The 14,131-nt window shown below is 66.3% G+C and carries 14 protein-coding genes and 3 tRNA genes; 13 read left to right on the forward strand and 4 right to left on the reverse strand.

The features are described from left to right. Window positions 1-18: 18 nt before the first annotated feature. From lon to ACFQ4G_RS07855, 3 genes are all read left to right on the forward strand, one after another. Window positions 19-2,448, forward strand: coding sequence for an endopeptidase La (gene lon / locus ACFQ4G_RS07845; RefSeq protein WP_238205373.1), 2,430 nt, complete (start codon window positions 19-21; stop codon window positions 2,446-2,448). Window positions 2,449-2,580: 132 nt separating this feature from the next. Then, window positions 2,581-2,656, forward strand: a tRNA-Val gene (locus ACFQ4G_RS07850). Window positions 2,657-2,706: 50 nt separating this feature from the next. After that, window positions 2,707-2,961 (forward strand): hypothetical protein, encoded by a 255-nt coding sequence (locus ACFQ4G_RS07855; RefSeq protein WP_238205374.1) that lies wholly within the window; start codon window positions 2,707-2,709, stop codon window positions 2,959-2,961. Between the two features lie 10 nt (window positions 2,962-2,971). Here ACFQ4G_RS07855 and ACFQ4G_RS07860 read toward each other — a convergent pair whose 3' ends face one another. The 4 genes from ACFQ4G_RS07860 to ACFQ4G_RS07875 form a co-directional block, all read right to left on the reverse strand. Then, entirely contained in the window at window positions 2,972-3,427 is a 456-nt protein-coding gene (locus tag ACFQ4G_RS07860; RefSeq protein ID WP_379040067.1) for a CAP domain-containing protein, read from the reverse strand. Between the two features lie 220 nt (window positions 3,428-3,647). Further along, window positions 3,648-3,863 (reverse strand): hypothetical protein, encoded by a 216-nt coding sequence (locus ACFQ4G_RS07865; RefSeq protein WP_238205376.1) that lies wholly within the window; start codon window positions 3,861-3,863, stop codon window positions 3,648-3,650. Window positions 3,864-3,998: 135 nt separating this feature from the next. Further along, a tRNA-Asp gene (locus ACFQ4G_RS07870) sits at window positions 3,999-4,075 on the reverse strand. 26 nt (window positions 4,076-4,101) lie between these two features. After that, window positions 4,102-4,178 (reverse strand) — tRNA-Asp (locus ACFQ4G_RS07875). A 317-nt stretch (window positions 4,179-4,495) separates the two neighbouring features. Between ACFQ4G_RS07875 and rpmI the strand changes: the two genes are divergently transcribed. From rpmI to rnr, 10 genes are all read left to right on the forward strand, one after another. Beyond that, window positions 4,496-4,699 (forward strand): 50S ribosomal protein L35, encoded by a 204-nt coding sequence (gene rpmI / locus ACFQ4G_RS07880; RefSeq protein WP_018044555.1) that lies wholly within the window; start codon window positions 4,496-4,498, stop codon window positions 4,697-4,699. A gap of 46 nt (window positions 4,700-4,745) precedes the next feature. Further along, complete coding sequence (gene rplT, locus ACFQ4G_RS07885) at window positions 4,746-5,120, forward strand: 50S ribosomal protein L20 (protein WP_018044556.1); 375 nt, start codon at window positions 4,746-4,748, stop codon at window positions 5,118-5,120. Window positions 5,121-5,302: 182 nt separating this feature from the next. Continuing rightward, window positions 5,303-6,385, forward strand: coding sequence for a phenylalanine--tRNA ligase subunit alpha (gene pheS / locus ACFQ4G_RS07890; RefSeq protein ID WP_238205377.1), 1,083 nt, complete (start codon window positions 5,303-5,305; stop codon window positions 6,383-6,385). A gap of 22 nt (window positions 6,386-6,407) precedes the next feature. Further along, a complete protein-coding gene (locus ACFQ4G_RS07895) occupies window positions 6,408-6,716 on the forward strand; it encodes a hypothetical protein (protein ID WP_238205379.1) in 309 nt (102 codons plus the stop codon). After that, window positions 6,716-7,201: a hypothetical protein gene (locus tag ACFQ4G_RS07900; protein WP_238205381.1), complete on the forward strand. Its 486-nt coding sequence runs from the start codon at window positions 6,716-6,718 to the stop codon at window positions 7,199-7,201. Before ACFQ4G_RS07895 ends, ACFQ4G_RS07900 begins: the two co-directional genes overlap by 1 nt. A 17-nt stretch (window positions 7,202-7,218) precedes the next feature. Then, a complete protein-coding gene (gene pheT / locus ACFQ4G_RS07905; protein ID WP_238205383.1) occupies window positions 7,219-9,642 on the forward strand; it encodes a phenylalanine--tRNA ligase subunit beta in 2,424 nt (807 codons plus the stop codon). Between the two features lie 49 nt (window positions 9,643-9,691). Beyond that, window positions 9,692-10,531, forward strand: coding sequence for a DUF1186 domain-containing protein (locus tag ACFQ4G_RS07910; RefSeq protein ID WP_238205384.1), 840 nt, complete (start codon window positions 9,692-9,694; stop codon window positions 10,529-10,531). Window positions 10,532-10,612: 81 nt separating this feature from the next. Continuing rightward, a complete protein-coding gene (locus tag ACFQ4G_RS07915; protein ID WP_238205385.1) occupies window positions 10,613-11,191 on the forward strand; it encodes an NADPH-dependent FMN reductase in 579 nt (192 codons plus the stop codon). 111 nt (window positions 11,192-11,302) lie between these two features. After that, window positions 11,303-11,629 (forward strand): hypothetical protein, encoded by a 327-nt coding sequence (locus ACFQ4G_RS07920; RefSeq protein ID WP_238205387.1) that lies wholly within the window; start codon window positions 11,303-11,305, stop codon window positions 11,627-11,629. A gap of 147 nt (window positions 11,630-11,776) precedes the next feature. Next, window positions 11,777-14,089, forward strand: coding sequence for a ribonuclease R (gene rnr, locus ACFQ4G_RS07925; RefSeq protein WP_238205388.1), 2,313 nt, complete (start codon window positions 11,777-11,779; stop codon window positions 14,087-14,089). Window positions 14,090-14,131: the final 42 nt, after the last annotated feature.

Consider the following 14,131-nt stretch of genomic DNA (forward strand, 5'->3'; position numbering starts at 1 on the left):
ATCAAGAGGAAGTCCGACATGACCCAATCTAAGTCTCGCCAGCCGGTCGTCCCGGGTTCGACGGGCTCCTACGCCGTTCTTCCCCTGCGCGACATCGTCGTCTTCCCTCACATGATAGTGCCGCTCTTCGTCGGCCGCGAGAAGTCGATCCGCGCCCTTGAAGAGGCCGTACGCACGGACCGCCATATCCTTCTCGCTACCCAGATCAACGCGAGCGACGATGATCCGTCGACGGATGCGATCTACAAGATCGGCACCCTCGCCAGCGTCCTGCAGCTGCTGAAGCTCCCCGACGGCACCGTGAAGGTGCTGGTAGAAGGTGCCGGCCGCGCCAAGATCACCCAGTTCAACAAATCGGATTCATTCTACGAGGCCGAGGTCGAGACCCTGACCGACGAACTCGGCGATGCCGTCGAGGCCGAGGCTCTCGCCCGCTCGGTGATCTCCGAGTTCGAGAACTACGTGAAACTCAACAAGAAGATTTCGCCCGAGGTCGTCTCGGCTGTGACGCAGATCGACGAGCCGTCAAAGCTCGCCGATACCGTCGGCTCGCATCTCGCGGTCAAGATCGCCGACAAGCAGGCGATCCTCGAAATCCCCACGGTGGCCGAGCGCCTAGAGCGCGTGCTGTCGTTGATGGAGAGCGAGATCTCCGTGCTGCAGGTGGAGAAGCGCATCCGGACCCGCGTGAAGCGGCAGATGGAGAAGACCCAGCGCGAATACTACCTCAATGAGCAGATGAAGGCGATCCAGAAGGAACTTGGAGATTCCGAGGACGGTAAGGACGAACTCGCCGAGCTCGAGGAAAAGATCGAAAAGACCAAGTTCTCGAAGGAGGCCCGCGAGAAAGCGACGGCCGAGCTCAAGAAGCTGCGTCAGATGTCGCCGATGTCGGCCGAGGCCACGGTCGTTCGCAACTACCTCGACTGGATGCTCGGCATCCCGTGGTCCAAGCGTTCGCGGATCAAGAAGGATCTGCTCGGCGCCCAGACCATGCTCGACCACGACCATTTCGGTCTGGAGAAGGTTAAGGAGCGCATCGTCGAGTACCTTGCCGTGCAGCAGCGCGCCAACAAGCTCACGGGCCCGATCCTCTGCCTCGTCGGCCCTCCCGGCGTCGGCAAAACCTCGCTCGGCAAGTCCATCGCCAAGGCGACGGGTCGCGAGTTCGTGCGCATGTCGCTGGGCGGCGTGCGTGACGAGGCCGAGATCCGCGGCCATCGTCGGACCTATATCGGTTCGATGCCCGGCAAGATCGTGCAGTCGATGCGCAAGGCCAAGACCTCCAACCCGCTCATCCTGCTCGATGAGATCGACAAGATGGGTCAGGATTTCCGCGGTGATCCGTCCGCGGCGCTCCTGGAGGTGCTCGACCCGGAGCAGAACGGTACGTTCAACGATCACTACCTCGAGGTCGATTACGACCTCTCGGACGTGATGTTCGTGACGACGGCGAACACGCTCAACATCCCTGCGCCCCTGATGGACCGCATGGAGGTGATCCGCATCGCCGGCTACACCGAGGAAGAGAAGCTTCAGATCGCGCGCAAGCACCTCATCCCGGGTGCCGTGAAGAAGCACGGCCTGACGGACAAGGAATGGGAGATCGACGATTCGGGGATCCTCATGCTCATCCGCCGTTACACGCGGGAAGCGGGCGTGCGTAATCTCGAGCGCGAGATCTCGAACCTGATCCGCAAGGCGGTGAAGGAGATCCTCATCACCAAGGTGAAGGCTGTCGCCGTCACCGAGGAGAACCTGCCGAACTTCCTCGGCGCGCCGAAATTCCGCTATGGCGAGATCGACGAGGAGGATCAGGTCGGCGTGGTGACGGGTCTTGCCTGGACCGAGGTCGGCGGCGAGTTGCTGACGATCGAAGGCGTCATGATGCCCGGCAAGGGCAAGATGACCGTGACGGGCAACCTGCGCGACGTGATGAAGGAGTCGATCTCGGCGGCGGCGAGCTACGTTCGTTCGCGGGCCATCGATTTCGGCATCGAGCCGCCGCTGTTCGAGCGTCGCGACATCCACGTCCACGTGCCGGAAGGGGCGACCCCGAAGGACGGGCCGTCGGCCGGGATCGGCATGGCCACCGCCATAATCTCGACCCTCACCGGCATCCCGGTGAAGAAGGATGTGGCGATGACCGGAGAGGTCACCCTGAGGGGCCGCGTGCTCCCCATCGGCGGTCTCAAGGAGAAGCTGCTGGCTGCCCTGCGCGGTGGCATCAAGACCGTCCTCATCCCCGAGGAGAACGCCAAGGACATCGCCGAGGTGCCCGACAGCGTCAAGAATGGGATGGAGATCATCCCGGTCTCGCGGATGGACCAGGTGCTGAAGCACGCCCTCGTGCGGGTGCCCGAGCCCATCGAGTGGGAGGAACCCCTCCCCGTCGCTCGCCGGCCGGTGGTCGGCGAGGACGAGCCGACGACCGTGATCGCCCACTGAGGGCGGACGCTTTCCCCCAATGAGAAGGCCCCGGAGCGCTGCTCCGGGGCCTTTTCGTATGAAGGATGTCCCTGCCCTTCGCCGAAGGGTTGCCATCCCGCCGACGCTTGGATTAACGATGCGGCGCGCGTCGGGCGGTTAGCTCAGTTGGTAGAGCGTCTCCTTTACACGGAGAGGGTCGGCGGTTCGAGCCCGTCACCGCCCACCACGATCCCTCCCCTGGCCTCCCTATCTCGGGCCGATCCCGCGAGACGAGCGATGACCGCGCGCGGCTTTCCAACTCCCTGGTTCGTCGTCGAGAAGACCGAGAGCTTCTGCGTCGAGGATAGTGATGGTTCGGCCGTGGCCTGGACCTATTTCTCGGACGATCCCGAAAGCCGGGAGGTCAAGGGTGTCATGACCCGCGAGGAGGCCCTGCGGATCGCCCGGGCCATCGCGATGATCCCCGAGATGCGCACGATCATCCGCAGCATTCAGGAAGGCCTCGCCGACTCCGATACCGCCGAGAGTTGATCGCCGGTTCTCAGCTTCCTGCGAGAACCAGGGCCCAGAAGCGCTTGTAGCGGGTGCCGGGCGCATCGACTCGGGCGACGCCCACGCGCTTGAGCTGGGGCATGAGCATGTTCTTGTTGTGCTCGGGAGAGGCCTTCCAGCGGGCGAGCACCTCGTCGAAGGTGTTGGAGCCGGCACTGAGGTTCTCGGCGGCGAAGGACCGGCCGAAACCGGCCAGGGCCATGCGGGAATTGAAAGTTCCGCCGATCTCGTGGCTGAGCCGACCGGCCTTGGCGTTGGATTCCGCCTGGTAGGACGCGGCGCGGATCAGGCTCGGATCGAGGGTGACTGGCCCGAGCCCATGCGAGGCGCGGTAGCGGGAGATCGCCGCCGCGGCCGCGCTCTCATCGAGGATGACAGCGCTCGTCAGGTTGTCGGCTTCGGGCAGGATCGTTGCCCCCGAGCAACCGGCCAACGCGAGGAACATTCCGGCGAGGGCGGCGGCGCGCAGCCAAGAGACGCGGGCCGAGGACGAGCGAGAGAACAGGAATGAGGACATCGATCGGGATCGGTTCGCTGCAGCGCGGTTCATCCGCCAGGGCATCCCGGTCGCATGGGGCGAAAACGCGGCAGACGCGCACGTAACGGTACTGCCTTGCCGTCCGTGGCCGATCTGCCACGCTCTGGTTGATCGAAGATCCGGTTCCTCAGATCCGCGTGCCGTGATCCCGTGGTGGCGAGCCGCAGCGCCATGCGGTGATGCGATAATCGGGATGGGTGCCGATCCATCGCGCCAGCTGCGGCTGAGCCACGCGGATGCAGCCCTTCGCGTCCTCGACATCCAGGGGAAGCCGCTTCGATTCGCAGGTATCCGGCGCATTCGACATGCAGGCCGTGAAATAGAGGAAGAAGAAGCCCGCCATCGTCCGCAAAGTCCTCGTCGCGAGAAACGTCGGGGATGAGGCTAATGCGCGAACGCCGCTTGTCGAGGGCTCTCGACACGATCACGGCAATCGAAGGGTGACGGATGAGGATTTCGGACGTGGGGTGGCGGCGAGTGGCGCGGGCGACGGGACTCGAACCCGCGACCTCCGGCGTGACAGGCCGGCACTCTAACCAACTGAGCTACGCCCGCATATGGGTAGTCAGGTATCGGGGACGTGGCGCGGGCGACGGGACTCGAACCCGCGACCTCCGGCGTGACAGGCCGGCACTCTAACCAACTGAGCTACGCCCGCACGGCGTCCCGCGCCGTCTCCGGCGGTGTCGGGGGTCTAGTTTCCGCACCCCGACCTGTCAAGCAACAGCGGGCAGCATTTCCGACGAAATCCTGTCCTGGCCGAGTACGGATCGGAATCGACGCCGGCGAGAGGCGAGCCGAGCCCGGACCCGGCATTGAAACCGCGTCTCTTTTCTGTCATACGCCCCCTCGCGTTGAACCGCCCGGCCGATAGGGCTGCCGTGGCGGTTCGTGCTGCTCCATCAGAAGCATCAACCGAGCGCACGCCTTCGACCTGTCACAGGGGCGGAGGGCATGCGCGTTCAGGAGAGCCAAATGCCCAAGCTGAAAACCAAGTCGGGCGCGAAGAAGCGCTTCAAGATCACCGGCACCGGCAAGGTCATGTACGCCCAGGCCGGCAAGCGCCACGGGATGATCAAGCGGACGACGAAGCAGATCCGCAACCTGCGCGGCACCACCACCCTGTTCGAGGGCGATGCTGCCAACGTGAAGAAGTATTTCCTGCCCAACAGCCGGTAATCCTTCGCCGCAGCCGATACTGATTTCGTAATCCAGGAGAGAACCCATGGCCCGCGTCAAGCGCGGCGTGACCAGTCACGCGAAGCACAAGAAAGTCCTCAAGGCCGCCCGTGGTTATTACGGCCGCCGCAAGAACACGATCCGGATCGCCAAGCAGGCGGTCGAGAAGGGCATGCAGTATGCCTACCGCGATCGTAAGAACAAGAAGCGCACGTTCCGCGCCCTCTGGATCCAGCGCCTCAACGCTGCCGTCCGCGAGCACGGCCTGACGTATTCGCGCTTCATCAACGGTCTGGCGAAGTCCGGCATCGAGGTGGACCGTAAGGCCTTGTCGGAACTCGCCATCCACGAGCCGGCGAGCTTCGCCGTCGTGGTCGAGAAGGCCAAGGCCGCTCTTCCGGACCTGGCCAAGGCCGCCTGAGGCGTCTTCAACGCGCCCTCTCACTCGTCGATGCGAAAGGCGCGGGCCGTGAGGTGCCGCGCCTTCGTCTTTTGCAGCGGATCGTCGGCCGGCGCGCTTGCATTGGCGGCGCCAACCCGCAAAAGCCTCGCGGGCGCCTGCGAACGATCCGAAGGCCGCATGCCAACCGGTGGGTTGAACCGATGACCGATCTCGACACCCTCGAAGGCGATCTGCTCGGGCAGGTCGGGAGCGCGTCCGACGAGGCCTCCCTCGACGCCGTGCGCGTCGCGGCCCTCGGCAAGAAGGGCTCGATCTCCGAACTGCTCAAGACCCTCGGTGGCATGACGCCCGAGGAGCGCAAGGAGCGCGGACCGCTGATCAACGGCCTGCGCGATCGTGTGCAGGGCGCCATCGCCACCCGCCGCGAGGCCTTGGCCGAGGCCGCCCTCGAAGCCCGCCTCTCGGCCGAGCGGATCGATATCACTCTGCCGGTGCGCGATGCGCCCGAGTCGCGCGGGCGCATCCATCCGATCAGCCAGGTGATGGACGAGATCACCGCGATCTTCGCCGATATGGGCTTCTCGGTGGCCGAAGGTCCCGACATCGAGACCGACGACTACAACTTCACCGCCCTCAACTTCCCGCCGGGCCATCCGGCGCGGGAGATGCACGACACGTTCTTCCTGGCCCCTGACCACAACGGCCAGCGCAAGGTGCTGCGCACCCATACCTCCCCGGTCCAGATCCGCACCATGCGCTCGCAGGAGCCGCCGATCCGCGTGATCTGCCCCGGCCGGACCTATCGCCACGATTCCGACCAGACCCATACGCCGATGTTCCATCAGGTTGAGGGGCTGGTGATCGACAAGACCGCCACCATCGCCAACCTGAAATGGGTGCTGGAGGAGTTCTGCCGCACCTTCTTCGAGGTCGATGCGGTGAAGATGCGCTTCCGCCCGTCGTTCTTCCCCTTCACCGAACCCTCCGCTGAGGTGGACATCCAGTGTTCGCGCAAAGGCGGCGAGATCCGCTTCGGCGAGGGCACCGACTGGCTCGAAATCCTCGGCTGCGGCATGGTCCATCCGAACGTGCTCAGGAATTGCGGCTACGACCCCGACTTCGTCCAGGGCTTCGCCTTCGGCATGGGGATCGACCGGATCGCCATGCTGAAATACGGCACGCCGGATCTGCGCCCGTTCTTCGAGGCGGATGTGCGCTGGCTGGAGCATTACGGCTTCCGCCCGCTGGACATCCCGAGCCTGGTGGCCGGGCTGACGAGCTAGGATCACGAGTAAAGGATCGCGCATGACCGAGCAGGAGATCCGACAGGTCGCCAACGAGGTGCTGCGGGAAACGCTCGGACCTCACGGGTTCGAGAGTGCCGATGTCCGTCCGGCGCCGGATTTCGACGGCGAGCCCTCGCTCTACGTGACGGCGCATTTCCGGCCGCAGGCAGGGGTGACCAGCGGAGAAGCATCGACCAGGGCGTTGTCGGCCCTGCGGAAGCGGCTCCTCGACAAGGGCGAGGAGCGGTTTCCGTACATTCGCTACGATTATCCCGATGACGAGGTGCTCGGCGATGACCCATCGGATGCGATGCCGGACCGGCACTGATGCCGAGACTCGGAAATCCGCTCGTTTACGATCTGCTCGAAACGTCCCGCGCTCTTGCGGACACGCGCGGTCGGGTGAACCTCCGCAAAGCGGCAATGCGCCGGGCGGTCAGTGGGGCCTACTACTCTGTCTTCCACGCTCTCTGCTTCATCTGCGCGAGCGAGCTGATCGGATGGAACCAAGAAAACGAAGTCCTCGAACCAATTTATCGTCTGCTCGATCATGGAACCGCGAAGAAGCGTCTCTACAGCCGGGATGCCAACCTCATCGGACCATCCGTCACCGATATCGGCAATAACTTCCTGAGTTTGCAGGAGGCCCGAAACGCCGCTGACTATTCTCCGCCTGCTCTGAAGGTTCGCCATGACGAGACGTTGCGCTACATCGAACTTGCGGAACGGACCGTGACGTTGATCGAATCTCTCACGACGCTAGACCGCAAGAAGCTTGCGGTTCTCCTGATCGCCAGAACCCGGCCCCTCTGAGCCGAAGAGACGAACCCATGAAATTCACCCTCTCCTGGCTCAAGGAACACCTCGATACCGAGGCGCCCCTCGATACCGTCTCCGAGACGCTGACGCGTATCGGCCTCGAAGTCGAAGGCATCGAGGACAAGGCGGCGGCGCTGGCACCCTACGTCGTCGCCCACGTGCTCACGGCCGAGCAGCATCCCAATGCCGATCGCCTGCGCGTCTGCACCGTGGATGCCGGCGACGGGCAGCCTTTGCAGGTCGTCTGCGGGGCGCCGAATGCGCGAGCCGGGATGAAATCGGTCTTCGCGCCGCCTGGCACCTACGTGCCGGGCAAGAACATCACGTTGTCGGTGGGCAGCATCCGGGGCGTGGAGAGCCGAGGCATGCTGTGCTCGGGTGCCGAGCTCGGCCTCGGCGATGATCACGACGGCATCCTCGATCTGCCTGCGGATGCGCCGACGGGTCAGCCCTATGCGCTCTATGCCAAGCTCGACGATCCGGTCATCGAGATCAACCTCACGCCGAACCGTCCCGACTGCACTTCGATCCACGGCATCGCCCGTGATCTCGCGGCCGCCGGGGTCGGCACGCTGAAGCGCGAGGCGATGCCGCCGGTGCGCGGCGAGGGCGACGGCCCGCTTCCGGTCGCCCTCGAATTCGAGCCCGCGGACAAGGGGTTGTGCCCCTATTTCGCCCTGCGCCTCGTGCGCGGCGTGAAGAACGGCCCCTCGCCCGAATGGATGCAAGCACGCCTGCGCGCCATCGGCCTGCGCCCGATCAACGCGCTCGTCGACATCACCAACTACCTCACCTTCGACCGCGGGCGTCCGCTCCACGTCTTCGATGCGGCCAAGGTGAAGGGCGCGCTCACCGTGCGCCGCGCCCGCGACGGCGAGAGCCTGAAGGCACTCGACGGCAAGACCTACGCCCTCGATGACGGAATCGTCGTGATCGCCGACGAGAACGGTCCGGAATCCATCGGCGGCATCATCGGCGGCGAAGCGTCGGGCTGCGATGCCGAGACCGTGGACGTGCTCATCGAATCCGCTCTTTGGGACCCGGTGAACATCGCTCAGAGCGGACGGCGCCTCGGAATCATCACCGATGCGCGCTACCGGTTCGAGCGCGGTGTCGATCCCGTCTTCGCCCTGCCGGGGCTCGACCTCGCCACCCGCCTGGTCCTCGACATCTGCGGCGGCACGCCGAGCCCCGCCTCGATCACCGGCGACCTGCCCGAGACCGAGCGGGTCATCGATTTCCCCTGGACCGAGACCCGGCGGCTCGCCGGAATCGAGCTGTCCCGCGCCGAGATGAAGGTGACGCTGGAGACGCTCGGCTTCCATGTGGCCGGGGCGGGAGACCGGGTGAAGGTGCTCACCCCGTCCTGGCGCCCGGATGTAGAAGGCAAGGCCGATCTCGTGGAGGAGATCATCCGCATCGCCGGTCTCGACCGGATCGAACCGAAGCCGCTGTCCCGCAACGACGAGTCCATCGGCAAGGCCGTGCTGACGCCGCTGCAGAAGCGCACCCGCGTGGCCAAGCGTGCCCTCGCCACGCGCGGTCTCGTCGAAGCGGTGACGTGGTCCTTCATTCCGCATGACGATGCCGTGCTGTTCGGCGGCGGCAAGCCGGATCTGGCCCTGGCCAATCCCATCGCCGCCGATCTCTCCGATATGCGCCCCAGCCTCGTGCCGGGATTGCTGCGCGCGGCCCAGCGCAACGCCGATCGCGGCTATGGCGACGTCGCCCTGTTCGAGGTGGGTCAGTGCTTCGAGACCGATCAGCCCGAGGGCCAGTCGATCCGCGCGACGGCCATCCGCCGCGGCACCGCGCGTCACGAGGGCGCTGGCCGGCACTGGGAGGGGGCTGCCGCCCCCGTCGACGCGTTCGAGGCCAAGGCCGATGCCCTGGCGCTGCTCACGGCCCTCGGCGTGCCGACCGGCGGTCTTCAGATCGTGGCGGGCGGTCCGGGCTGGCTGCATCCCGGCCGGTCAGGCACGATGCAGTTCGGCCCGAAGAACCAGATCGGTTATTTCGGTGAGATCCATCCCCGGGTGATGAAGGCGCTCGACCTCAAGGGGACGCTCGTCGCCTTCGAGATCACCCTCGACGCCGTGCCCCTGCCGAAACACCGCCCGACCAAGGTGAAGCCCGCCCTCGCCCTATCCGACTTCCAGCCGATCTCGCGCGACTTCGCCTTCGTCGTAGGGCGCGACGTGGCGGCGGGCGACGTGGTGAAGGCGGCCCAGGCCGCGGAACGCAAGCTCATCGCGGGAATCGACGTCTTCGACATCTACGAAGGTGCCGGCATCCCCGAGGGGGCGAAGTCCGTCGCCATCGCGGTGCGGCTGCAGCCGGTGGAACGCACCCTCACGGATGCGGAGATCGAGGCGGTGACCGGGAAGATCGTCGCCGAGGTCGCCCGCAAGACCGGCGCCACCCTGAGGGGCTGAGACGGCTCGCGCGACCTGCGATCCCGCCTGCCGGACAATGAGAGAGGCCATGACGGAAAGCCCAGGACTGATCGAGGCCCTATCGGCGGCGAAGTATCTGCCGAAGGAAGCGATGCTTCAGGCCGTGGCGAAGCCGTCGGAGATCGCCGAGACCGTCCTCGCCGTCCTGGCTCTCGCCGCCGATGGCGAGGAACTCGACGAAGGCCAGGGCAACCTGCTGTTCTGGGGGCTCCATGTCCTGGGTACAGCCCGCGAGACACGCGTTTTCGCTCCGCTGATGCGCCTGCTCCAGCGTCAGGATGCCGATACGCTGGACGCTCTTCTCGGCGATGCCCTGACCACGACGATGGCCAAGGTGATCGTCAGCGTCTTCGACGGCGATGTCGAGCCGATTCAGGCTCTGCTCCTCGATTCCACGGTCGATGGTTTCGCCCGCAACGAGGTCTTCGCCGCCCTCGCCTACCTGACGCAGACCGGACGGATCGACCGGAACCGGACGCACGACCTCCTCGTCCGGTTCGACGACAAGCGGGCCGCCGTCGAGGGCGATGTCGCCTGGGTCGGCTGGGAGGAGACCATCGCCCTCCTCGGCTTCGCCGATCTCGCCATGCGGAGCACAGTGGCCCGGGCCGATGGCCGGCTGACGGACGAGTTCAGCGACGCCCAGTGGTTTCACACCACCCTGCGGCGGGCCACCGCCAAGCCGGCCGACCTGCAAAGGTTCGATCCGCGCGACTACGGCACCTTTGACGATCCCATCGCGGATCTGAGCTGGACGGCGGAAGGCGCCGGCCTGCCGGTCCGCAACCCGGTGAAGATCGGCAGGAACGATCCCTGCCCCTGCGGCAGCGGCAAGAAGTACAAGAAGTGCTGTCTCAGCGCGGCCTGACGAGAGGCGCCGAGATCCGCGACAGACTCGTCCTCCGACGATACGGTGGACGGACAGCGTCATCCCCGTCGGAGCAGCATCATGTCCCTCGTGATCCCCGTCATCCTCGGTTCCGTCCGCAGCGAGCGCCAGGGCCTGCGCGGTGCGCGCTTCCTAGTGAAGCTCCTGGAAGAGCGCGGTATCGAGGCGCCCCTGGTCGATCCGGCAGAGCTGAAACTCCCGCTCCTCGACAAGATGTACAAGGAATACCCCAAGGGCGAGGCGCCTCCCGTGCTGGAAGAGCTCGCCGCCCTCTATCGCCGGTCGGACGCCTTCGTCGTCGTCTCGGCCGAATATAATCACTCGATCCCGCCGGCCCTGTCGAACACCCTCGACCACTTCCTCGAAGAGTATTTCTGGCGGCCCTCGGCCATCGTCTGCTACTCGGCCGGGCAATATGGCGGGGTGCGGGCGGCGATGCAGCTCAGGGCGATGATGGCCGAGCTCGGCGCCCCGAGCATCGCCTCGCTCCTGCCGATTCCCCGGATCCAAAAGGCGCTCGATGCCGAGGGCGCACCGCAGGAGGAGTGGCTGTCGAAGGCCGCCAAGCGCTTCCTCGATGAACTCGTCTGGCACGCCGAGGCCCTGAAGGCGCAGCGCGCCAAGGGCACTCCGTATTGAGCAAGTCCACGCCGTCTTGAGCAACCGGGTCTCGTGCCGCGAAGTCTCGGCGCGAGACCCTGCGCAGGTCTTGCGCGTTGGTCTCCCAGGTTACCGGAGGCCGAAGCGACGATGACGAATCTTCAGACCCTTCTCGCCGGCCTCGTGAAGGCGGCATTGATCTCCAACGATGCGGAAAGCCTGCGCTGGCGCGAAGAGGCTCGGCGCGCCCACGCGGCTCTGGTGTCCGACGCCGATGCCGCGAGGACCCTGAAGATCGACGGGATCTGGACCCTGGCCGTGCGCGAGGCCGAGTCGCCGGAATTCCAGGCCCGGGAAGGCCGGGTGTCGTTCGGCCTTCCGCCCGCCTGCCCTTTTACCCTCGATGACCTGATCGACCCCGGATTCGACGTCGATCTCGCCGTGGAACGGATCGTCGGATCGGCCTCTACCGGTTGATGACGCTCGAACATCCGCCGAAGAGCGTTGCCGCGGAACGTCGCCGGTCCCATGTTCGTCGTATGGACAGCGCTTCTCCGAAGGCTTTCCGATCTCGCGCCGGCCCCAGGGCATCGGCGCGCCACTCGACCCCGAGCCCAGAGACCTTTGGCCAAACGCATCAATCCCAATCCCGGGCAGAGCGCCCTTCCCTCCCGCGAGCAGATCCTCGCCTTCATCGAGCAGGCAACGGAGAAGGTCGGCAAGCGTGAGATCGCGGCGGCGTTCGACATTAAGGGCGCCGACCGCATCGGCCTGAAGCGGATCCTCAAGGAGATCGAACTGGACGGTGAGATCGAGCGCGGTCGCGGCGGTCTAGCGCAAGCCGGCCGGCTCCCGCCGGTGACGCTCGCCGACATCAAGTCGCGCGATCGCGACGGGGATTTCTTCGCCGTCCCCGTCGAGTGGGACCACGCCAAGGGTCCGCCCCCGAAGATCCTGGTCTCGTCACCCCGCAGCGGCAAGAAGCCGGGCCGCGCCGCTCCGGGCATCGGCGACCGCGCCTTGCTGCGCGTGGAGCCGATCCCAGGCGAGAGCGGGCGGTATTCGGGCCGTGTCATCAAGGTCATCGGTAAGAACAAGGCGGAGGTCATCGGGGTCTATCGCTCCGGTCCGGGTGGCGGGCGCATCGTGCCCGTGGAGAAGCGGGCGCAGGGCCGCGAGATCGCGATTCCGGCGGGCGAGGAAGGCGAGGCGCGGGACGGCGACCTCGTCAGCGTCAGCCTCGTGAGCGAGAGCCGGTTCGGCCTGCCGCGGGGACGCGTGACCGAGCGCCTCGGATCGCTCGGCTCCGAGCGCGCCGTGAGCCTGATCGCGCTGCATCTCCACCACATCCCCCACGTCTTCGCCGCCGACACCCTTGCCGAAGCCGATGCGGTCGAACCGGTCGGCATGACGGGCCGCGAGGATTGGCGGCCTGAGCCGCTGCTGACCATCGACCCGCCCGACGCCAAGGACCATGACGATGCCGTCATGGCGGTTCCGGATCCGGACGAGGCGAATGAAGGCGGCTTCGTCGTCACCGTCGCCATCGCCGATGTCGCCGCCTATGTCCGGCCCGGCTCGGCCCTCGACCGCGAAGCCCTGATGCGCGGCAACTCGGTCTACTTCCCCGACCGGGTCGTGCCGATGCTGCCGGAGCGCATCTCCAACGACCTCTGCTCGCTGAGGGAGAAGCAAGACCGCCCCGCCATCGCCGTGCGCATGGTCATCGGGGCCGACGGGGTGAAGAAGCGCCACAGCTTCCACCGGATCATGATGCACTCGCGCGCCAAGCTGTCCTACGCCCAGGCACAGGCGGCCATCGACGGATTCACCGACGAGACCACGGAAATCCTGCTGGACCCCGTCCTGCGCCCGCTCTGGGCCGCCTACGCCGCAATGACGAAAGCCCGCGAGGAGCGCGGGCCGCTCGCCCTCGACCTGCCGGAGCGGAAGGTGCTGCTGACGCCGGACGGTGCCGTCGACCGGGTCGTGGTGCCGGCCCGTCTCGATGCGCACCGGCTCATCGAGGAGTTCATGATCCAGGCCAATGTCGCGGCCGCCGAGACCCTGGAACAGGCCAAGCAGCCGCTGATCTACCGGGTCCACGACGAGCCGGCCCTCGAGAAGATGCGGGCGCTCGGCGAGGTGCTGGCGTCCATCGGCATCAAGATTCCCAAGGAGGGCGCCCTGCGCCCGGCTCTGTTCAACCGCATCCTGGGCTCGGTGGCCGAGACCGAACACGCGATCTTCATCAACGAGGTCGTGCTGCGCTCGCAGGCCCAGGCCGTCTACGCGGCGCAGAATCTCGGGCATTTCGGGCTCAATCTTCGCCGCTACGCGCATTTCACCTCGCCGATCCGTCGCTACGCCGACCTCATCGTCCACCGCGCCCTGATCTCGGCCTGCCGGCTGGGCTCGGACGGCCTGTCCTCCGACGTGACGGTGGGCGCCCTCGACCAGATCGGGGAGCAGATCTCGGCGGCCGAGCGTCGCGCCATGGCAGCCGAGCGCGAGACCATCGACCGGCTCATCGCCCATCACCTCGCCGACCGGGTCGGTGCCAATTTCACCGGCCAGATCTCGGGCGTTACCCGCGCCGGGCTGTTCATCAAGCTCGACGAGACCGGCGCCGACGGTTTCGTGCCGATCTCCACCATCGGCAACGATTTCTACCATCACGACGAGGCGCGCCACGCTTTGGTGGGATCGAGTAGCGGCGAGACCCATCGTCTCGGCGACCGGGTCGAGGTCAGGCTGGTGGAGGCGGCGGCCGTCGCCGGCGCCCTGCGCTTCGAGCTTCTGTCCGAGGGCCAGACCAGGCCGCAGTCCGGCGGAGCGAAATCCCCGCGCTCGCCGAGCTTCCACAAAGCCGGTCCACCCGGCCGCCCGGCCGGTATCCGCAACTCCGGGTCGCGCCATCGCGGGTCGCGCCGCTAGGGCGGCTCGTGTAGGATCACGCCTCGCCGGAACGTTTCTTCC

Source organism: Methylobacterium marchantiae, from assembly GCF_042679825.1.
Lineage (GTDB): Bacteria > Pseudomonadota > Alphaproteobacteria > Rhizobiales > Beijerinckiaceae > Methylobacterium > Methylobacterium marchantiae.